Origin of the sequence: Nocardia carnea, from assembly GCF_029869215.1 — a bacterium.
GTDB classification, from domain to species: Bacteria; Actinomycetota; Actinomycetes; order Mycobacteriales; family Mycobacteriaceae; genus Nocardia; species Nocardia carnea_B.
On record NZ_JARWPM010000452.1, the window covers coordinates 1 to 18,936 of the forward strand.

Below are 18,936 nucleotides of genomic sequence, written 5' to 3' on the forward strand. Positions count from 1 at the left end.
TGTGCATCCCCAGTGCGCCTCCTGTCTTTCCCATCGCCCCTGGTGTTTTGCGTTTTGGGGTCGGTGTTCGTTGGGGGGGTGTTTTGTATGAGGGGGGCCCCCCTCCAGTGCATAACTCCGTGGAGCCGGGTTCTACGGACACCGGCTCCACGGATGGGGAAATGGCCGAGGGCTCAGCCGGGTGCCGGGTTCGCCACCCGGCAGCGAGCTGCTCGTTCGCGGTCGAGCCGACTCGTTACGCGCGCCATGCTCACCTCCACGTCGAACGATGCGCTGTCTCAGCCATGATGACTCGGCAACCGCCGGTGCGCATGTCCGTACGGCACAGTTTCATGCCTGTCGGTTGTAGGATTTCTACAACGGGTGGCCGCCTTCGCCGAAGGCCGCGAGATCGATGGTCATCGCCAGCCGGGTGCGGGCATCGCCGAGTTCGAGCACGGCGATGTCGCGCATCTTGCGCAGCCGATTGCGCACGGTGTTCGGGTGGACGCCGAGCCGGCCGGCGGCTTCGGCGAGGTCGCCCTGGGCGTCGAGCCACGCACGCAGCGTCGCGACGTATGCCGTCGCATGCTCGGTGTCGTATCGGCGCAGCTCGGCAACGGGTCCGCGGGCCGGGATCCGCCCGGTCCGCGCGGCCGCGCGCAACCGTTGCAGCAGGATCTCGCCCCAGGATTCGTCGTAGGCGGGGGCGGCGCTCGCGGGCGGCCCCTGTTCGTGCAGCGCCAGGCATTCGTCCGCCTCCTGCCGGGAGGCGGGCAGATCGGTGGCCGTGGCCGGACCGCCGATCCCGGCCGACAGGGCGACCCGGGCGGGGAGCGTGGTCCGCAGCGCCGCCACCCAGTCGCGGGCGGTGCGCACCTGTTCGGCGGGCAGGATCGTGTAGACGGTGTTGTCCGCCAGTGTGCTGCGGCCCGGGCGCGACCAGCCGAATCCGAAGGTGGCCTGCTCGAAGGCGAGCAGAAGCCCGGCGTGGCGTTCCGCCGCGATCTGCGCGCGCACCGCGACCACCCGCAGCGGTGCCGGGGCGAGCCCGAGCCGGCCGGCCACGGTCGCCGCATCCGGGCTGCCCTCCAGCAGCCGGATCACCAGTTCGGATTCCACCTGGCGTTCGAGATCCGCGCTGGCCCGCGACCGCAACAGGTGTAAGGCCACCGTCCGGGCACCGTCGGCCAGCGCGGCCAGCCGGGTATCCGGCAGTGGTTCGGTGCAGACCACCCACACCGAGCCGAGCAGTTCCCGGCCCACGCGCACCGCGACCACCATCCGGCCCTCGAACCCGGTCGCGGCATCCGGTGCGACGAACTGTGGTTCGTCGGACCTCAGCAGGTGTGCGTGCACACCGCGCGCTTCGAGGAGTTCACGGAGCGCGGCGGGCTGCTGCCGGTGCAGTACCGTGTCGGCCAGTGCGCGGTCGGCGCTGCCGTGCAGGGTGGAGTGGGCCATCACGCGCGAAAGCGGATCTTCGATGGTGACCGCCCCGCCGACCGCGTCCGCGAGGCTGTCCGCCAGCGCGAAAAGGTCCGTGGGGCCGCGGCCGGATGCCGTTTCCCGCCCCTCGAGCACCAGCCCGTACACCACTCCCGCGAGCTGGCTCCACGATACGGCGGGATCCACCACCAGCACCGCGACCCCACCGCCGGGCCCGATGGCGGCCGCCTCCCGTTCGGCGTCGGCACCCCCGCGCACCAAAACGGCGACGGCCTTCGCCGCCCGTGCCCCGAGTACCGCGGCACTCACCGAGCCCGCGCCGACGGCGAGGAAGATATCGCCGGGCGCCGGGTCCGACCCGGTCGCGTCGTGCATGGCGACGCTGCGGATCATGGTCGCCCGCGAGACGGGGCAACTGCGCAGGCGCACGCCGTATCCGCCGAGCACATTGACGAGATGATCCAAACGCACCATGAACGACTCCTGTCCACCTGGTCCCGCCACCGTAGCCGCCACCCCGGGGCCGCCCCGGCTCGCGGCGGAGCCGGTCCGGGCGCGCGCCGGTGAGCACGCGGTGCGGTCAGGCCGTCATCACGGCGCGCCGGACGGTTTCGCGGAGCAGGGCGCGCCGCCGGTCGTGTGCCTCCGGCGGTTCGGTATCGGTGGCGGCGTAGACGTTGCTGACCGGCGACCAGGCCATGGACATCGAGATCACCAAGGCCATCACATCGAAGGGGTCACCGGGGCGGACGGTGCCCGCGGCCTGTGCGTCGGCGATAGCGCGCAGTTTGTGGTCGTCGAGCCGGTCGGCGTCGTCGACGAGGTGGCCGGTGGGGCGGCGCTCGAGGCGCGCCCAGGTGGCCAGCCGGATGAGGTCGGGGCGGCGGAGGTATTCGTCGTACAGCCGCACGGCCCAGTCGGCGAGATCGGCCGCATCGATGGGCACGACGTTCACGATCCGCTCCAGCGAACCGGTGAAGATGGCGTCGAACAGGCCTTCCTTACTGCCGAAATAGCCGTAGAGCTGGGCCTTGTTCGTGTGTGCTTCCGCCACGATGCGCTCTATCCGGGCGCCGGCGATCCCGTGCGCGGCGAACTCGCGGGTCGCCGCGTCGAGTATGCGCTCGCGGGTGGCGGCGCCGCGGGCGGTGAGCGGCCGATCTGTCATGACAGCCAATTTACAACAGAACAGTCTGTTTCCCGATCGGATGATCCGGGCTATGCTCGATAGACAGAACAGTCTGTTTAAGGAGCTGGTGTGCGAACTACGACCGGATGGTGTGCCGACGGCACCGCGACTCTACGGCGGGCGACGATCCCGCGGCGCGACCTGCGCCCGGACGATCTCGCGGTGCGCGTGGACTACTGCGGCGTCTGCCACAGCGATCTCCATGCCGTGCGCGGTCACCGCGGGTCGCGGGATCCGATGCTGGTGCCGGGGCACGAATTCACCGGTGTGATAACGGAAGTCGGTGGACAGACGGCCGGATTCGCGGTCGGCGATGTGGTAGCGGTCGGCAATATCGTCGACTCCTGTGGTGGCTGCGCCATGTGCCGCGCCGGACAGGAGAACTTCTGCCACGAATTCCCCACGCTGACCTACGGCGGCACCGACCGGCGCGACGGGTCGGCCACCTCGGGGGCGTATGCCCGCGAATACATCGTCCGTGACCGCTTCGCCTACCGCCTCCCCGAAGGCCTCGATCCCGCTGGTGCGGCGCCCCTGCTGTGCGCCGGGATCACCGTCTGGGAGCCGTTGCGGGCGCTCGGGGTCGGCCCGGATTCCCGGGTGGCGGTGGTCGGGCTGGGTGGTCTGGGGCATCTGGCGGTCAAATTCTCGGTCGCGCTGGGGGCCCGCACCGCGGTGGTCAGCAGATCCGGGGACAAAGCCGCCGACGCGCGCCGGCTGGGCGCGCACGAGTTCCTGGTCTCCGCCGATACCGCCGCGATGGACGCGGCGAGGGACCGCTTCGATGTCGTCATCGATACGATTTCGGTGCCGCACGATCTGGGGCCATATCTGAAACTGGTGGCCTTGGACGGCACTCTCAGCCAGGTCGGGTACCTGGGCCCGGTCACCGTGCAGACCACCGACTTGCTCATCGGCCGCAAGAAACTCGGCTCGGCCGGGAGCGGTGGGCGCCCCGCGACGGCCGAGTTACTGGACTTCTGTGCCCGCCGGGGGATTACGGCGGATGTCGACATCGTGCCGTCGGCGCGGGTGAACGAAGCATTCGAGCGACTCGAACGTAACGACGTCCGCTACCGTTTCGTGCTCGACCTGTCCGACCTGGACTGAACGGCGACGTCGCCGGTGCTCACGGCATCCGGGCGGCCCCGCCGAGTCCCACATCGAGCACCGATCCGGTGATATAGCGCCCGGATTCGCCGACGAGATGATCGACCGCGTCGGCGACGGCCTCCGCCGGGCACCACGGGATCCGCATCGGGCTCATCCGGGCGTACCGGGGCTCGACCTCTTCCCGGGTGGGATTGTCGAGATCGGGGGCGAACAGGGAGTACATGGCTGGGTTGTGCAGCATCGGGGTGTCCACATTGGTGGGGCATACGATATTCGCGGTGATACCGGTGTCCGCGTATTCCAGGGCGACGGATTTGACCAGCCCGATAACGCCCCATTTCGACGCCGAATAATGGGCGAGATTCGGGGTGCCCTGCCGGCCGCTCATCGAGGAGATGGCGACGATCCTGCCCCAGTCGCCGGTCATATGCGGGAGTACGGCCCGCACACAGTGGAATGTTCCGGAGAGGTTGGTGGCGAGCATATCCGACCACATGGCGTCGGAGAGTTCGGTGACCGGCGCGAATCCGACGATTCCCGCACACGTCACGAGAATATCGATACCACCGGCTTCATCGGCGACAGAATCGGCGAAGGCAGTGACGGCGGCCGGATCCCGCACATCGAGGACGGCGGCATGGCAGCGTCCGCCGTCGCGCTCGATCGACCGGGCCGTTTCGGCGAGGTCGTCGCCGGTCGCCAGCGGATAGGGCGCGGTATCACCGGGCGCGCACAGGTCGGTGAGCCGGACGGTGGCGCCGCGGCGGGCGAGCGCCCGGGCCACCGCGCGGCCCTGGCCCCGCGCCGCGCCCGTGACCAGCGCGGTGCGGCCGGTGAGATCACCCTCGGAACGGCTCTGGGCCCGCATTGTCGGCGCTCCTTTCGATAATCTGTTTGACCTGCGCCTTGGCGATCTTCCCGCCCGGCGCCACGGGCATCCGCTCGAGTATCCGCAGTCGCTCCGGCAGGTACTCGCGGGTGATTCCTTGTTCGCGGAGCCAGGAGGTCAGATCCGCCAAGGTCAGTGGCCCGGCGCCGGGTGCCAGGGTGACGGCCGCGCAGAGCCGCTCACCGAACAACGGATCGGGCACCCCGACGGCCGCGACCATTTCGACCGCGGGATGTTCGCGGATGTAATCCTCCACTTCGAGCGCGGAGATGTTCTTCCCGCCGCGGATGATGAGATCGGCCAGCCGGCCGACCACCCGGAGCCGGTCGGTGTCGTCGACTTCGACGATATCGCCGAGCCGGATCCAGCCGTCGTCGGTGAACAGCTCGGCGTTCGCGGCCGCGTCGTTCCAGTAGCCGGGAGAGGCGAGCGGTCCGCGTACCGCGGGCTGTCCCCGCCGGATACCCGGCCTGCCCGCTTCGGTTCCGTCGTCGAGGATGCGGACGTTCATTTCCGGGAGGAGACGCCCGCCGGTGCCGAGCCGGGTCTCCTCGTCGTCGCGTACGGTGGTCGCGCTGGCCGCACCGGTTTCGTTGGACCCGTAGAACTGCAGGACCAGCGCCCCCGTGGTCTCTTCGAAACGTTCGGCCTCGGCACGGGGTACGGCCTCCCCGCCGGTGAACATCACCCGTAGCGTGCGCGCGCGGGCGAGATCGCGACCCGGCGCCTGCAACATCATCCGGAACTGGGTACTCACGCAGGCGAGGATCGTGGCCCGGTGCCCGGCCATCAGATCGATCGCGGCGGCCGGGTCGAACCGGCTCAGCACCAGTGCCGGCCGGCCGAGCAGAGCGGGCAGGAAATGTGAGGTCCACAGCCCGAACCCGAACGGGGCGGGCACGAACGCGGCGAGGACCTCCGCGGCGCTCATTTCCGCGTTCCGGCAGGCGATGGCGGCGAAAGTGTTCCACCGGCGCTGGGTCTGCATGACGAGCTTGGGCCGCCCGGTGGTGCCGGAGGTGCTGTTGAGCAGGCAGATATCGTCGACCGAGAATTCCCGGACCGGTGGGCGGCCGGCGGCCGGGGCGGCGGCGCCGTCGAGGGTCACCCGCGTTCCGTCGACGAGCACCACATGCGCGGGTGCGGTATCGCGTGACCGTAGTTCCCGCACCAACTCCGTAACCGGCACGCCCCGGTTCTCGGCCGTGGTGACGAGCACCGTGGATCCCGAGGCCGTCATCAGATGAGCCAGTTCCGCCGGCCCCGAGCGGGCCCCGACCGCGACGGCGAGGATCCCGGCCCGGTAGGCACCGACGAGCGTGGCGTGGAACTCCGCGGTGTCGGGCAGATACACCGTGACCGCGGGAATATCGCCCAGGGACAGCAGTGCCGCGCACACCCGGTCGGCGAGGCTATCGTAGGCGGCCCAGGTGGTGGGCCCCTCCGGGGTGATGTAGGCGGGTTCGTCCGGGCGGACGCTGCCCCAATGGCGGACGAGATCGCTGACGGAGTAGCCGGCGTATGCCCCGGGGTTCGTTGTGAATCCAGGGGCTGCGGCGATCTCGGTGCGGGCGATATGTGGCATCAGAGTGCTTCCTCGAGCATTCCCATGGACGCTCGGTAGGCGGTGTCGAGTTCGCCGGCGCTGTTCGCCGGCTCCGAGAGCGCTCCCCGGACCATGACGTACCCGCGGTCGACGATCCGGGCCACCCGGTACAACGCCGGTTCGGCGACGAGTACCGTGACTCCGGAATCCGCCAGCGCGCGAACATGATCGAGCAGCTCACCGGCGATTTTGGGGGAGAGCCCGGTGGTCATCTCGTCCAGCAGCAGCACACGCGGTGTCACCAGGAGGGCGCGGGCGAGCAGCAGCATCTGCTGTTCGCCGCCGGACAGTACGCCGGCCAATTGTTTCGAGCGCGTCCGCAGGATCGGGAAGCGGTCGAACGCCGGACCCAGGACATCGTTGCGGACACCGAGCAACCGAGCCCCGATCTCCAGGTTCTCCCGCACGGTCAGCCGTGGGAACAGCTGCCGTCCCTGCGGCACGAACGCGACGCCGGCGCGCAACCGCTGCTGGGCGGTAGTGCCCTCCAGATGGGTGCCGCCGACGGTGACGGTCCCGGTCGCCGGCGTGCTCCCGAACACCGCGGACAGCAGGCTCGACTTCCCGGCGCCGTTCGGCCCGACCACCGCCGTGACCGCCCCGGCCCGGGCATCCAACGCCACCTCGCGGACCGCGACGGCCTTCCCGTACCGCACCGTGAGTCCGTGCACGCCGATCATTCGGATTCCTTCGAGGTAGAGACGCCGAAGTACACGGATTGCATTTCCGCGCTGCGCATACATTCCTGTGGTGTACCGGTGAACGCCACCGCGCCGTCGGCCAGCAGCACCACCGAATCGGCGAGTTCGGCGATCAGATCGACATTGTGGTCCACCAGGACCACCGAATGTCCCGCCGCGCGCACCTGGCGTACCGTGTGCGAGATCGCCGCGATGCCTTCGGTATCGGACCCGGCGAACGGCTCGTCCAACAACAGCACCCGGGGTTCGGCGGCCATGGCGCGGGCGATTTCGACCAGCCGCTGGGAGCCGAGGCCGAGGCTGCCGGTCGGGATGCGCCCGGTGGTGACCCCGTACTCCGCGGCCAGCGTCGTGGCCCGCGCGAGTACCGCATGGGGCGTGCCCGCGAGTCCACGCACCAGCGCGCGCAGGGAGGCGCCGTAGGACCCGATCGACCGGCCGGCGATACCGGGCACGATGTTCTCGACGGGGGTCAGTTCCAGCGCCAGCTGCGGGTGCTGGAAGGTGCGGGCCAGGCCCGCCCGCGCCCGCGCCGCAGGTCCGTCCGGGAGCGGCCGGCCGTCTACGTGCACCGTTCCCGCGTCCGGGGTTTGCGTGCCGACGATGCAGTCGACCAACGTGGTTTTCCCCGCGCCGTTCGGCCCGACCAGGCCGAGGACGCGGCCGGCGGGTAGCTCGAAACTCACGTCGTCGACCGCGGTGACGCCGCCGTAGCGTTTGGTCAGCCCGGTGACGGACAGCAGAGCTGTGGTCGCCATCGTGATCACCTCCCGTCCTGGTTCCGCGCCGGTACGAACCGCTGCAGCAGCCGGTGTGCCCACCCGATCACCCCGCCGGGGGCCAGCAACAGGATCACCAGGACGACCACGGCCAGCAGCAGCTCGCCCGAGCCCTGATATCCGGGCATGTTCAGGGTGACCGCGACGACGATCAGCGCGCCGAGCGGTGCGCCCCACGCCGAGCCGCGGCCCCCGATGATCGGCATGAAGATCGCGAGGAACACCAGGTCCAGACCGAACGTCTCCGGCGTCACCGCCTGCACCGACACCGTGAACAGCGCACCACCGGTGGCGGCGATCGCGGCGCCGACCGCCAGGGCCACCACGGTGAGATGAGCCGGCGAGATCCCGGCGGACCGCACCGCCGGGGCGTTCTCCCGGGCGGCGGACAGCGTCAGACCCCACGCCGACCGGCGCAGCCGGTCGATCAGCACCGCGACCGCGCAGACGAAGACGATTGCGGCCACCACCTGGGCGTAGCGCGGCGGGGCCCAGCCGAACAGCGACGGCACCGGAATATTCGCGATTCCGGAGGAGCCCCCGGTGATCGAGGTGGCGTCGCCGAGCCAGTGCTCGAAGGCGATCGCGAACAGCAAGGTCACGGCGGCGAGGTAGAAACCGGAGAGCTTCCTGGTCGCCACCGCGAGCACGAGGGCCACCACGGCCGCGATCACCATACCGGCGAGCCAGCCCCACCAGGGCGAAAGTCCTTGTTTCACCGACAGGTACGCCACCGCGTACGCGCCGATGGCCGCATACGCGCTGTAGGCCATGGACAGCGAACCGGCCAGGACGAAGGGCAAATACATACCCAGCGCCACCAGCGCGTAGGTCGCGGCCAGGAAGACCAGGTCCTGCCGGTACAAGCTGGGACCCATCCAGAGCAATACCGCGGCGAGGACGGCGAGACAGATACCCAGTTCCCCGAGCGCGGTCCGCGCCGCGGTGGTCGCGGTGGCCGGGGGAGCGGTCGCGGTGGTCGTGACAACAGCCATTACACCCGCACCTTTCGTTGGAACAGGCCTTCGGGCCGGAACGCGAAGAACACGAGGGCGACGAGGAAGACGGCGATCGAACTGCCGGTCGCGCCGAAGTAGAAACTGCCGAACACCTGCACCCAGCCGAGCGCGAGCCCGCCGATCAGCGGCGCCCACGGTTTACCGGTGCCGCCGACGACGAGCGCGAGGAATCCGGTGAGCGTCCAGGACAATCCGCTGGTGAACTGGGCACCGGATTTCGCGGCGAAAACGACCCCCGCGATCCCGGCGACCGCGCCGGACAGGCCGAACGCCCACAACCGGACCCGATTGACGTTCACCCCGATCATCCGGGCCGCTTCGTGGTTGTCCCCGACCGCGCGGAGCAACTGGCCGGTGGCGGTGGCGCGGAGCCAGAGCACGGTGGCCGCCAGCGCGACCGCGGTGACCAGGATGATGGTCGCCGTCGTCCCCTGCACGCCCACCGAGCCGAGGTGGAAGTCGGGTAAACCGAGCAGAGTCGGCACCGATACCGGGGTGCGGCCGAATACCGTGCCCGCCAGCTGCTGAATCGCGAACAAGGTCGCGGTGACCGCGACCAGAGCGGGGAGTTCGGCACCGCCGGAGCGGCGTTGCACCGGCCGGACCACCACGAGCTCGGTGACCAGCGATACCGCCACGGCCAGTGCGATGCCGAGCGCCGCGGCCGGCAGAATCGGCACGCCCCACCGGGCGCACGCGTAACCGGCGAGCAGCGCGGCGGCCATCGCGTAGGGTCCGGCGGCGAAGTTGAAGAACGAAGCGCCCACCACGACCAGATAGATCGACAGGGCCACGAGTGCGAAGAAACAACCGATTTCGATTGCGGCCAGCCACAATTGCGGATCACTCATCGACCCGCCCCCTTCGGCGTGCACTCCGGCTGGTATTCCGGCCACGGGCCGGACGGTGTGTTGCCGGGGCCGAACTCGACCAGCACCAGACCGCAGGCGGAATCGGGGGCGATATGGTCGTCCGGCGCGAATGACAGGGTCAGCGGCGCCTGCCCGAAACTCGCCGGAATCTCGCGGACCTGTTGCATGGCCGCGTTGAGCCGGTGCCGATCGGTATGGGTCCCGGCGAGTTCGATCGCCCGCGCGAGCAGCATCACCGAGTCGTAGGCCTGTGCGTCGTAGGCGGTGAGTGCGTAGTCCGGTCCCTTCACCGTGCGCAGCCAATCCTGCAACTGCGCGGTCCGGGGATTGTCGTCGCTGAGACTGCCCATATAGACGAGACCGTCGAGCGAACCCGGCGCGGCGACCTTCCACGACTGCGGCTGGTTGCCGATCGATGCCAGGGAGAAGCGCTGCAGGCCCGGCGCCAGCCGGTGCACCGTGTTCTGCGCGAGAATTTCGAAATTGCCGCCGACGCTCGCCACCAGCACCACATCCGGGTCGCTGTCGAGCAGCCGGCTGACTCCGGCGGTGAGATCCGCGGTATCGACGGCGGCTTTCTGGGTGCCGACGATATCGATGCACTCGCGAAGTTTCGGATAGAGCGTATCGAGAATTCCCGCGATCGCCGGACTCGAATCGGCGAGCACTCCCAGGCGTTTCTTCCCCGTCGCGGCGAAGGCGCCGCAGTAGACGTCGGCGTATTGGGCCAGCGGATTGGGAACCATATAGGCGAATTCGTTTCCGGGCGGCCCGGCGACGGCATCGGTCAGCGCCGTGGGCGCGATGGTGACGACCTCGGTGGATCGCGATATCTGTTTGGCCTGTAGCGCCGAACCACTGCCCGTCGCGAGGATTATCGCCGAGGCGCCCTGATCGACCAGTTTGCGGATGATGGACGGCGTATTGGTGGGACTGCTCTCGTCGTTCTCCACCACCAGCCGGACCTCTTTACCGCCGATCCCGCCCGCGGCATTGAGCCGGTCCACCGTGGCGCGCACGGTGGTTCCGGCGATCGTCGAATACGACGCTCCCGGTCCGGTCGAATCCTCGTCCATTCCGATGACGATGTAGTCGTCCACCGGTTCGCGAACCTGGGCGCAGCCCGCCGGCAACAGTGCCGCGGCGAGCACCCAGGCGAAGACCCGGGTACGTCTCATGAGACCACCACCAATCAAGCAAACGCTTGGGTGAAACCAAGCGATTGCTTGAGAGTGTGGCGTGCGCCACTGCATCTGTCAACGGGTTGCCGCGGCCAAGCCGGCGCGAAACCCGGTCAGGCGTCGCCGGCCAGGGATTTCGTCAGTGCTGCGAGTTGACGCTCGATACGGTCGAGCCGATCGGTGAGCGGGCGCGTGTCCTCGGGCGTCCGGCCTGTCGCGCGGGCGTCCGGCGCGGCACCGCCGTCGACGAAGGCGGCCACCACGGTGTCGGTCACCTCGTCGCGCCGCTCGGACAGATGCTCCCGGTGGTAGCGGATCGACCACCACACCCCCTCGCGCAGCATCCGCGCGAATTCCACCGGGTCGAGCCCGGCGCGGAGTTCCCCGCCCGCACTCGCCCGCGTCGCCGCGTCGATCCAGAAGGTATGCGCCTCCCGGACTGCGCGCGCGATGGCCTCCGGCGCGTCCGGGCCGTGATAGGCCCGCTCGTTCTGATAGATCTCGGTGGCGTACGGATGCGCCTCGGCGATCTCGATCGACGAATACACCAGCGCCCGCAGTTCCTCGCGCATCCCGGACACATGCGGCAGGACGGAGCGATAGCGGGCATTGAGATCGGTGAGAAAATCGTCCAGTATCGCGTACGCGATCGCGTCCTTGGACGGGAAATGGTGGTAGAGGCTGCCGGAAAGCATCCCGACGCCCTCGGCGATATCCCGGACGCTGGTCCCCGCCACCCCGTTCTCGACGAAAAGGCCGGCGGCCACGCGTTTGATCTGGTCTCGGCGGTTCACCACCCGCCCATGCTTACCGCCGGCACCGGCGGCTGTCGAGCGGCCACGCACGCCGGGGCCGCGACCCACGGCGATCCCGGCGCCGCGCCGGCCGGTCAGGCGATCGGTGCCGCCCTCTCCAAACCGGGGATCTCGCCGTTGCGGAAGGCGTCGACGAAGAGTTCGTGGTCTTCGCGGGTGCGACGGGCGTAGGACTGGCCGAAGGAAACCATATCGCGGGCGAATTCCTCCTCCGCGGAGCCGATGGCCGCGATGATCGCCTCCTCGCTCTGGAATTCGACGAGCGTCTGTTCGGAATCGGCGTCGGAGACACAATGCATCCCCGCGGTGGCCTGGCCGAGGTATTCGATCACCGGTTGCATCTCCTTCGGCTCGGTCAGATCCGACCAGTCGAGATCGTCCACATACGGGGACAGTTCGGAGACCACGTAACCCGCTCCGTCGAGCTCGGTGTAGCCCAGCCACGGATCGGCGTGAGCCTGGAGCGCGCGCTGGGAGACGGCGGTGCGGTGCCCGTGGTGGTGGAAATAGGTACGGATTCGTTCGTCCCGCACGATCCGGCTCGGCGCGGCCACATTGCCCTGTTTCATGGACAGGATCACGTCGTTCTCCAGTGCCTCGGTCTGCCCCTCCACGAGAATGTTGTAGGCGGGCAGGCCCGCCGACCCGATACCGAAGCCCTTACGGCCGACGACATCCTTGACCCCGTAGGTGATGCTCCGGAAACGCTTGTGCTCCGGAATGGTGTCGAGATACCGGGTGAACGCATCCAGGACCGCGTCGCGTTCCTCGTCGCCCACGGGACGGACCTCCTTGCCCGGGCGGAATCGGCGTTCGTAGTTCTCGATCACCGTGGTGCTTGCCAAAAGCGCTGTGCGCGTGTTCATCCGGGCATCGAGCAGGACATCGTGCACCGGGCCCTCCGTATTGCGCAGATGCAGTTTGAAACCCTGTTCGTCGCGGGTGCCCTCGTGGAAGGCGCGCACCATCCTCACGTACGAGCGCACATAGGTCGCGATCAACGCCTCGATATCGGTATCGGATACCGCCTTACGGCGGGCCAACAGCGCGATGCTGGCGCAGAACCGTTTGATATCCCAGGTGAACGATCCGAGATAGGCCTCGTCGAAATCATTGACGTCGAAGACGAATTGGCCCGCCGAATCCATATACGTACCGAAGTTCTCCGCGTGCAGATCACCCTGGATCCAGATCCGGCCGGTGCGCTCATCGGCCCACCGGTCCTCGGCGGTGGCCATATCGTTGTAGAACAAGCAGGCCGACCCCCGATAAAAGGCGAACGGGTTATCGGCCATCTTGCGGAATTTCTTGCGGAACGCGCCTGGATCGGCGGCGATCATCTCCCCGAAGGCCTCGGTGAAGACCTCGACGATCTCGGCCCTCCGGTCGCGCGCACTACGCTCGCTCATCCCGTCCTGTGTACCCACGGCTGCGGCTCGATCCTCTCCTCGGGAATCCGTGCCGTCGCGGCGCCGGGCGGGCGCGGAGACGGCCGGTTCGATCGTGCCAGAACATCCCCGGGCACGCCCGGCCGGCGGTGACCTGTCATACGCGGCGCCGGGGCTGTTCCTGCGCGCGGATGCGACGCGCGCCGCCGGTGTGTACGCCGGCCGTGCCCGTGGGCGGTTATCGCCGATATGCGGCGCCCGGGTGATCCGCGGCCAGCCGCGGGCCCGCGCCGCCGAGCCGCTCGCGCAAGGTGGTGCGGGTGGTCTGTTCCGGGACCCGGCCGCGCCGGCGCAGCTCCGGCACCACGAGCCGGGCGAAATCGGTGAACGTTCCCGGTGTCGTCACATACGCGATATTGAAGCCGTCGACGTCGGCCTCCTCCACCCAGCGTACCAATTCGGCGGCCCCCTCGCCGGGCGCCCCGGCGACCACCGGGCCGCGTCCACCGATGCCGAGTTCGGTAGCCAGGTCCCGCGGGGTCCAGGTGCGCGTCGGATCGGCGGTGAAGGAGGTCAGCGCCGAGCGGTTGGCGTCGGTTTCGATATGGCGCAGCGGCCGGTTGGGATCGGCGTCGGCCAGATCGACTCCCGTCCACCCACCGAACAAGGCGAGCGCGCCGTCGAGACTCACGAATCGCCGGTAGGACCGGAGATCGTGCAGCGCTTGCTCCCGGGTCTCGGCGACGATCGGGGTCAGCATGGTGAACACCTTGATCGAACGGGGATCGCGGCCGAGTTCGGCCGCCGCGGTACGCAGCGCCCGCACCGGGCGGCGCACCACCTCGGGGTTGGGTCCCGAGACGAATACCGCCTCCGCGTGCGCGGCAGCGAACCGGACCCCGCGCGGCGACGCCCCGGCCTGGAACAGGGTCGGCGTGCGCTGCGGCGACGGTTCACACAGGAACGGGCCCGGCACCGTGAAATAGCGGCCCTTGTGCTCGATATCGTGCACCTTCGCCGGATCGGTGTAGATTCCGCGGTCCGGGTCGCGTTGTACCGCATCGTCTTCCCAGGACGATTCCCAGAGTTTGTAGCAGACCTCGAGGTATTCCTCGGCGATCTCGTACCGTTCGTCGTGCGGAATCTGGTCCGCCAGACCGAGATTTCGGGCGGCGCTGGTCAGGTACGACGTGACGATATTCCAGGCGACCCGGCCCTCGGTGAGATGGTCGAGGGTGGTGAGCCGCCGGGCCAGCGCGTACGGCTGTTCATAGGTCAGCGAGAGGGTGACCCCGAATCCGAGCCGTTCGGTGACCGCGGCCATCGCCGAGACCGCCAGGGCCGGATCGTTCACCGGGAACTGCGCGGCGTCGGCGACCGCGGCATCGCGGGAGCCGCCGTACACGTCGTAGACGCCGAGTACATCGGCCAGGAACAACGCGTCGAAGCCGCCGTCCTCGAGCAGCCGGGCCAGGCCGGTCCAGTAGCCGAGTTCGCGGTACCGGTGCCCCTGATCGGCGGGATGTTTCCACAGCCCGGGTGACTGGTGGCCGGCGCAGGCCATATCGAAGGCGTTGAGATATATGCGTTTCACCGGGCCTCCCCGAGATCGTCGCGATAGGTTTCCCGGGCCGCTACCGCCGCGAACGTCGTGAGCGCGGACAGGCCGGCGAAGTACCCGACGATCAGCCACGGCTGCCCACCGCCGGCGACCAGCAGCGCGGCCGCGATGAGCGGCGCGAAGCCGCCGGACAGTACCGCCCCGATGTGGTAGCCCAGCGAGGTGTCGCTGTACCGGACCCGGGTCTCGAACAATTCGGCGAACCAGGCGGCCTGCGGCCCGTACATCGCGTCGTGCGCGATATTCACGCCGACGACGATCGCCGCGACGATCGCGATCTCCGATCCGCTGTGTACCGCCAGGAAGAACAACGCGAGCGCGACCGGCCCGCCCAGCGCGCCGAACAGATACAGCGGCCGGCGGCCGACCCGATCCGACAGCCACGACCACAGCGGGGTACTGATCAGCCCGAGCGCGGAGGCGATCAGTACGGCCACCAGGCCCACCTGGCTGTCCGTGCCGAATTCGTCCTGGATGTAGGTGAGCGAATAGGTGGTCAGCAGTACGAACAGGCCTATCTGCGACAGCCGTAAACCGGTGGTCAGCAGCACGTTCCGCGGCTGGGTGCGCAGCACCTCGACGACCGGGAGACGCGCCACCTCGTCGCGTTCACGGAGCCGGTCGAAGATCTGGGCATCGGTCAGTCGCAACCGGATCGCCAGCCCGATCACCACCAGCACCACGCTGAGCAGGAACGGGATCCGCCACATCCCGTCGAGGAACGCCTGTTCGCCGGATACCGAGCGTACGAGATAGAAGACACCCGTCGCCAGCAGCATCCCGGCCGGCGACCCGAGCTGCGTGAAGCTGCCGTACCAGCCACGCTGCCCGCGCGGCGCGTGTTCGACCGACAGCAGCGCCGCACCGCCCCATTCCGCGCCGACCGCCAGGCCTTGCAGCAGGCGCAGCGTCGCCAGCAGCGCGGGCGCGATCAGTCCGACCTGCGCGTAGGTGGGCAGCAATCCGATGGCGGTGGTGGTGGCGCCCATCAGCAGCAACGCGCCCACCAGCACGGTTTTCCGGCCGATACGGTCGCCGAGATGCCCGGAGATGATCGCGCCCACCGGCCGGGCGCCGAATCCGGCGGCGTAGGTGGCGAACGTGGCGAGCGTGCCCGCGGTGGACGAAACATTCGGGAAGAACAAGGGTTTGAACACCAGCGCGGCGGCGGTCGCGTAGAGGTAGAAGTCGTACCACTCGATGGTGGTGCCGATCATGCTCCCGAATGCCACGGTCCGCGGCGTCGGCCGCGCGGCGGGCCGGTCTTCCGGACGACTGATCACGGTACTCACCGGCGAGAACCTAGCGCCGGGCCGTTCCCGGTGACAGGCTTCTTCTCGCCGTGATCGCAACCCGCAGCCCTGCGCGGGCCGGCTACGTGGCTATCGGGTGGGGCGTGCGCGGTGTCGAATCGGCACCGGGTTGCTCAGTCGCGCGGGCTCAGTCCGGCTGTGGCGAGGCGGAACAGGTGGTGCGCCCGGGGCCCGGGATCGGGCAGGGTTTCGGTGGCCAGGGCGATGCCGACGATGAGGGTGATCAGATCGGCGACGGTGACGTCCGGTGCGACCGCGCCATCGCCGGCCGCACGGCGCAGGAGTGGTTCGCCTGCTTCGTGAATGGTTGCCGCGCAAGAGTTCTCGTACACCGATTCGGTGGTGTCGTCATCGTAGGACAGCGCGGCCGCCAGCCCTCGGGCCGTGACGCAGTAGGTGACGACATCGCCGAGCCATTCCAGCAGGGCCGCACGGCTGTCGCCGGCGCCGGACAGTTCGTGCGCGCGCTCGCGTAGTGCCTCGACTCGTTCCTTGGATACGGCCTCGAGGAGTGCGCGGCGCGTGGGAAAGTGCCGGCGCACCGTGGCCGACCCGACTCCGGCGGTGCGCGCGATCTGCTCGAGCGAGGCCGCGGCCCCGTGGGAGGCGACCTCCGCCTCGGCCACCGCGAGTATGCGGGCGTAGTTGCGCCGCGCGTCGGCGCGCTGCTGATCCGGCATCGCATTCCTCTCGGTCTTGCTAAGTGGCGGGGTCCGCCGTATCTTAGCGGAAGTTAAACGGCGGGCCCCGCCATTTAGCTGTCGGCAACATTGGAGGAGAAATCATGGCCACACAGTCCGCGCCCGTCCTGGTCACCGGCGCCACCGGTAGACAAGGCGGTGCCACCGCCCGTGCCCTGCTCGCCGCGGGGGTTCCCGTTCGCGCTCTGGTCCGCGATCCGGACGCCGGACCGGCCCGGGCGGTAGCCGCGCTGGGCGCCGAACTGGTGGTGGGCGACCTGCGTGATCCGGATTCGCTGGTGCGGGCCGCGACGGGTGCCCGTACGGTTTTCTCCATCCAGCAGGCCCCGCTGACGGCGACCGGTTTCGATTTCGCCGCGGAATTCGATCAGGCGGTGAACCTGCTCGACGGTGCCCGGGCGGCCGGCGTTGTCCAGTTCGTCCATACGTCGGTGTCCGGTGCGGGCGGGCACACCCGTATCCCCGGTTTCGCCGAAGGCCGCTGGGCCTCGGTGGCGCCATCGCTGAACACCAAGTTCGCCGTCGAGGAGCGGGTGCGGGCGGCCGGGTTCGACCGCTGGACGATACTGAAGCCGGGCTTTTTCATGGAGAATTTCCTTCCCGGCATGGCTTTCCTGTTCCCCCGGGGAATCGCGGGTGGCCTGGTGAGCGTCCTGAAACCGGAAACGCGGTTGTCGCTGGTGGCGGTGGCCGATATCGGCCGGGCGGCGACCGCTGCCATCACCGAACCGGAGCGATTCGACCGGGTGGAACTGGAATTGGCGAGCGACTATCTGTCGATGGCCGAAATAGCCGCGGTGCTCTCGTCTGCGCTCGGTGTGCCGCTGACCCCGCCGGATATGACGGAGGAGCAGGCGCTGGCGGCCGGTATGCCGGCGATGGGTGCCACCCACGCCTTCATGAACGTGGAAGGACAACCGGCTCGCCCGGAATACGCGCGGGCTCTGGGAATTCCGCTCACCAGCTTCGAGGCCTGGGCGCGGGAGCACATGCGGAGTTCGTAGACCACGCCGGGCGGCACGGGCAGAGACCGGTGGGACGGCGATCCGGTACCGGCTCCGCGGCATACGGGTTGACGGCCCGCTTCTCCGCGGATAGTGTCGTCGTTCTCATGGGTACTTTGTTGTTCTTCCTGTAATCACAGCCGACGCGTCGAGCGCCGCTCCTCCGGTGAGCGTGCCCCGCGTTCCCTTCCCACCACGTCCTCCGGTTCGTACCGGTATGTCGGCGTGTGGGTTCCCGTGATCACGGCCTTCGGCCGGGAACAGGAGGACTTTCATGCCTACTGCTGCTGCTCAACTCACCCTCTCCGAAACCACGAAACGCTACGGTGACCGCACCGTTCTGGACCGGGTTTCGCTGTCGATCCGGCCCGGCGAAACCGTCGGTGTCGTCGGTGACAACGGGTCGGGGAAGTCCACGGTGCTGCGGTTGCTCGCCGGGCGGGAACGGCCCGACAACGGTGCGGTCGTGGTCGTGGCGCCCGGCGGGATCGGCTACGTTCCGCAGACGCTGGAACTGCCGGGCACCGCGACCGTCGCCGACGCGATCGATCTGGCGCTGGCCGATATCCGCGAGCTGGAGTCGCGGTTACGCGCTGCAGAAAGCGAATTGGATACCGGCGAGGCGCTGGACCGGTACGGGCAACTGCTGGCGCAGTTCGAGACCCGGGGCGGTTATCAGGCCGATCGTCGCGTCGATATCGCCCTGGCCGGGCTCGGGCTGCCGGGGCTAGCGCGTGACCGCCTGCTCGGGACGCTCTCCGGTGGGGAGCGGTCCAGACTCGTCCTGGCGGCCACGCTGGCGGCGGCGCCGGAACTGCTCCTGCTCGACGAACCCACCAACGATCTCGACGATGCCGCGGTGGCGTGGCTGGAGAGGTATCTGCGCGGCTACCGCGGGACCGTCGTAGCGGTCACCCACGACCGGGTGTTCCTGGAGCGGATCACCGATGTCGTGCTCGAGGTCGCCGACGGGCGGATCGCCCGGTTCGGTGACGGATACGACGGTTATCTGCGCGCCAAGGCGGCGCAACGGCGCCGGATGGCCGAGGAACATCAGCGCTGGAAGGAGGAACTGGCCCGCAGTCGCCGGCTGGCGGAATCGAATGTGACACGGCTGGAGGCGATTCCGCGCAAACTGCCGCTGGCCGTGTTCGCCGCCGGGCCGTTCCGGGCGCGGGGGGGCGGGGGGCGGCCCCCCCGCCGGGCGCGGCGCGGGGCCGCGCCGCCCGTGGGGTTGCGGCCGGGGGGGGGGGGCGCGTTCCCCCCCCCCCCGCGCCCGGAACGGCCCGGCGGCGAACACGGCCAGCGGCAGTTTGC

17 protein-coding genes are annotated in these 18,936 nt (G+C 69.1%); 3 read left to right on the forward strand and 14 right to left on the reverse strand.

All coding sequences use genetic code 11. The features are described 5' to 3' along the window. Nucleotides 1-354 precede the first annotated feature (354 nt). Both QH276_RS34455 and QH276_RS34460 read right to left on the reverse strand, forming a co-directional pair. A complete protein-coding gene (locus QH276_RS34455) occupies nt 355-1,902 on the reverse strand; it encodes a PucR family transcriptional regulator (protein ID WP_280398988.1) in 1,548 nt (515 codons plus the stop codon). 106 nt (nt 1,903-2,008) lie between these two features. Next, the gene (locus tag QH276_RS34460) at nt 2,009-2,596 is read right to left on the reverse strand and encodes a TetR family transcriptional regulator (RefSeq protein ID WP_280398989.1); all 588 of its coding nucleotides are present in this window, start codon (nt 2,594-2,596) and stop codon (nt 2,009-2,011) included. Between the two features lie 90 nt (nt 2,597-2,686). Between QH276_RS34460 and QH276_RS34465 the strand changes: the two genes are divergently transcribed. After that, nucleotides 2,687-3,727 carry an NAD(P)-dependent alcohol dehydrogenase gene (locus QH276_RS34465; RefSeq protein WP_280398990.1) on the forward strand — a complete coding sequence of 347 codons (1,041 nt, stop codon included), beginning with the start codon at nt 2,687-2,689 and terminating at the stop codon, nt 3,725-3,727. 19 nt (nt 3,728-3,746) lie between these two features. Here QH276_RS34465 and QH276_RS34470 read toward each other — a convergent pair whose 3' ends face one another. The 12 genes from QH276_RS34470 to QH276_RS34525 all read right to left on the reverse strand — a co-directional run bounded on the left by QH276_RS34470 (nt 3,747) and on the right by QH276_RS34525 (nt 16,594). After that, nucleotides 3,747-4,598 carry a mycofactocin-coupled SDR family oxidoreductase gene (locus QH276_RS34470; RefSeq protein WP_280398991.1) on the reverse strand — a complete coding sequence of 284 codons (852 nt, stop codon included), beginning with the start codon at nt 4,596-4,598 and terminating at the stop codon, nt 3,747-3,749. Continuing rightward, nucleotides 4,570-6,204 (reverse strand): class I adenylate-forming enzyme family protein, encoded by a 1,635-nt coding sequence (locus QH276_RS34475; RefSeq protein ID WP_280398992.1) that lies wholly within the window; start codon nt 6,202-6,204, stop codon nt 4,570-4,572. Before QH276_RS34475 ends, QH276_RS34470 begins: the two co-directional genes overlap by 29 nt. Beyond that, entirely contained in the window at nt 6,204-6,905 is a 702-nt protein-coding gene (locus QH276_RS34480; protein WP_280398993.1) for an ABC transporter ATP-binding protein, read from the reverse strand. Before QH276_RS34480 ends, QH276_RS34475 begins: the two co-directional genes overlap by 1 nt. Continuing rightward, a complete protein-coding gene (locus QH276_RS34485; RefSeq protein WP_280398994.1) occupies nt 6,902-7,684 on the reverse strand; it encodes an ABC transporter ATP-binding protein in 783 nt (260 codons plus the stop codon). The genes QH276_RS34480 and QH276_RS34485 overlap by 4 nt, the downstream gene beginning before the upstream one ends. A 5-nt stretch (nt 7,685-7,689) precedes the next feature. After that, entirely contained in the window at nt 7,690-8,700 is a 1,011-nt protein-coding gene (locus QH276_RS34490; RefSeq protein WP_280398995.1) for a branched-chain amino acid ABC transporter permease, read from the reverse strand. After that, the gene (locus tag QH276_RS34495) at nt 8,700-9,575 is read right to left on the reverse strand and encodes a branched-chain amino acid ABC transporter permease (RefSeq protein ID WP_280398996.1); all 876 of its coding nucleotides are present in this window, start codon (nt 9,573-9,575) and stop codon (nt 8,700-8,702) included. The genes QH276_RS34490 and QH276_RS34495 overlap by 1 nt, the downstream gene beginning before the upstream one ends. Beyond that, nucleotides 9,572-10,774, reverse strand: coding sequence for an ABC transporter substrate-binding protein (locus QH276_RS34500; protein WP_280398997.1), 1,203 nt, complete (start codon nt 10,772-10,774; stop codon nt 9,572-9,574). The genes QH276_RS34495 and QH276_RS34500 overlap by 4 nt, the downstream gene beginning before the upstream one ends. Before the next feature lie 116 nt (nt 10,775-10,890). Further along, entirely contained in the window at nt 10,891-11,574 is a 684-nt protein-coding gene (locus QH276_RS34505) for a TetR/AcrR family transcriptional regulator (RefSeq protein WP_280398998.1), read from the reverse strand. 92 nt (nt 11,575-11,666) lie between these two features. Further along, a complete protein-coding gene (locus QH276_RS34510) occupies nt 11,667-13,001 on the reverse strand; it encodes a DUF2252 domain-containing protein (protein WP_280398999.1) in 1,335 nt (444 codons plus the stop codon). A 217-nt stretch (nt 13,002-13,218) separates the two neighbouring features. After that, nucleotides 13,219-14,574, reverse strand: coding sequence for an LLM class flavin-dependent oxidoreductase (locus tag QH276_RS34515; RefSeq protein WP_280407030.1), 1,356 nt, complete (start codon nt 14,572-14,574; stop codon nt 13,219-13,221). Next, nucleotides 14,571-15,818: an MFS transporter gene (locus QH276_RS34520; protein ID WP_280399006.1), complete on the reverse strand. Its 1,248-nt coding sequence runs from the start codon at nt 15,816-15,818 to the stop codon at nt 14,571-14,573. Before QH276_RS34520 ends, QH276_RS34515 begins: the two co-directional genes overlap by 4 nt. A gap of 209 nt (nt 15,819-16,027) precedes the next feature. Beyond that, nucleotides 16,028-16,594, reverse strand: a complete 567-nt coding sequence (locus QH276_RS34525; RefSeq protein ID WP_280399001.1) for a TetR/AcrR family transcriptional regulator — start codon at nt 16,592-16,594, stop codon at nt 16,028-16,030. A gap of 104 nt (nt 16,595-16,698) precedes the next feature. On the opposite strand from QH276_RS34525, the gene QH276_RS34530 reads away from it, so the two are divergent. Continuing rightward, the gene (locus QH276_RS34530) at nt 16,699-17,619 is read left to right on the forward strand and encodes an NmrA/HSCARG family protein (protein WP_280399002.1); all 921 of its coding nucleotides are present in this window, start codon (nt 16,699-16,701) and stop codon (nt 17,617-17,619) included. A gap of 274 nt (nt 17,620-17,893) precedes the next feature. Beyond that, nucleotides 17,894-18,936, forward strand: a 1,043-nt coding sequence (locus tag QH276_RS34535) for an ATP-binding cassette domain-containing protein (RefSeq protein ID WP_280407031.1), incomplete at its 3' end; no start/stop codon positions are given.

Excerpts from the sequence above, each read along its gene's own strand:
- QH276_RS34500 (WP_280398997.1), bottom strand. The coding sequence starts at position 10,774 with ATGAGACGTACCCGGGTCTTCGCCTGGGTGCTCGCCGCGGCACTGTTG.
- QH276_RS34480 (WP_280398993.1), bottom strand. The coding sequence starts at position 6,905 with ATGATCGGCGTGCACGGACTCACGGTGCGGTACGGGAAGGCCGTCGCG.
- QH276_RS34485 (WP_280398994.1), bottom strand. The coding sequence starts at position 7,684 with ATGGCGACCACAGCTCTGCTGTCCGTCACCGGGCTGACCAAACGCTAC.
- QH276_RS34460 (WP_280398989.1), bottom strand. The coding sequence starts at position 2,596 with ATGACAGATCGGCCGCTCACCGCCCGCGGCGCCGCCACCCGCGAGCGC.
- QH276_RS34470 (WP_280398991.1), bottom strand. The coding sequence starts at position 4,598 with ATGCGGGCCCAGAGCCGTTCCGAGGGTGATCTCACCGGCCGCACCGCG.
- QH276_RS34525 (WP_280399001.1), bottom strand. The coding sequence starts at position 16,594 with ATGCCGGATCAGCAGCGCGCCGACGCGCGGCGCAACTACGCCCGCATA.
- QH276_RS34455 (WP_280398988.1), bottom strand. The coding sequence starts at position 1,902 with ATGGTGCGTTTGGATCATCTCGTCAATGTGCTCGGCGGATACGGCGTG.
- QH276_RS34490 (WP_280398995.1), bottom strand. The coding sequence starts at position 8,700 with ATGGCTGTTGTCACGACCACCGCGACCGCTCCCCCGGCCACCGCGACC.
- QH276_RS34530 (WP_280399002.1), top strand. The coding sequence starts at position 16,699 with ATGGCCACACAGTCCGCGCCCGTCCTGGTCACCGGCGCCACCGGTAGA.
- QH276_RS34510 (WP_280398999.1), bottom strand. The coding sequence starts at position 13,001 with ATGAGCGAGCGTAGTGCGCGCGACCGGAGGGCCGAGATCGTCGAGGTC.
- QH276_RS34495 (WP_280398996.1), bottom strand. The coding sequence starts at position 9,575 with ATGAGTGATCCGCAATTGTGGCTGGCCGCAATCGAAATCGGTTGTTTC.
- QH276_RS34475 (WP_280398992.1), bottom strand. The coding sequence starts at position 6,204 with ATGCCACATATCGCCCGCACCGAGATCGCCGCAGCCCCTGGATTCACA.
- QH276_RS34520 (WP_280399006.1), bottom strand. The coding sequence starts at position 15,818 with ATGATCGGCACCACCATCGAGTGGTACGACTTCTACCTCTACGCGACC.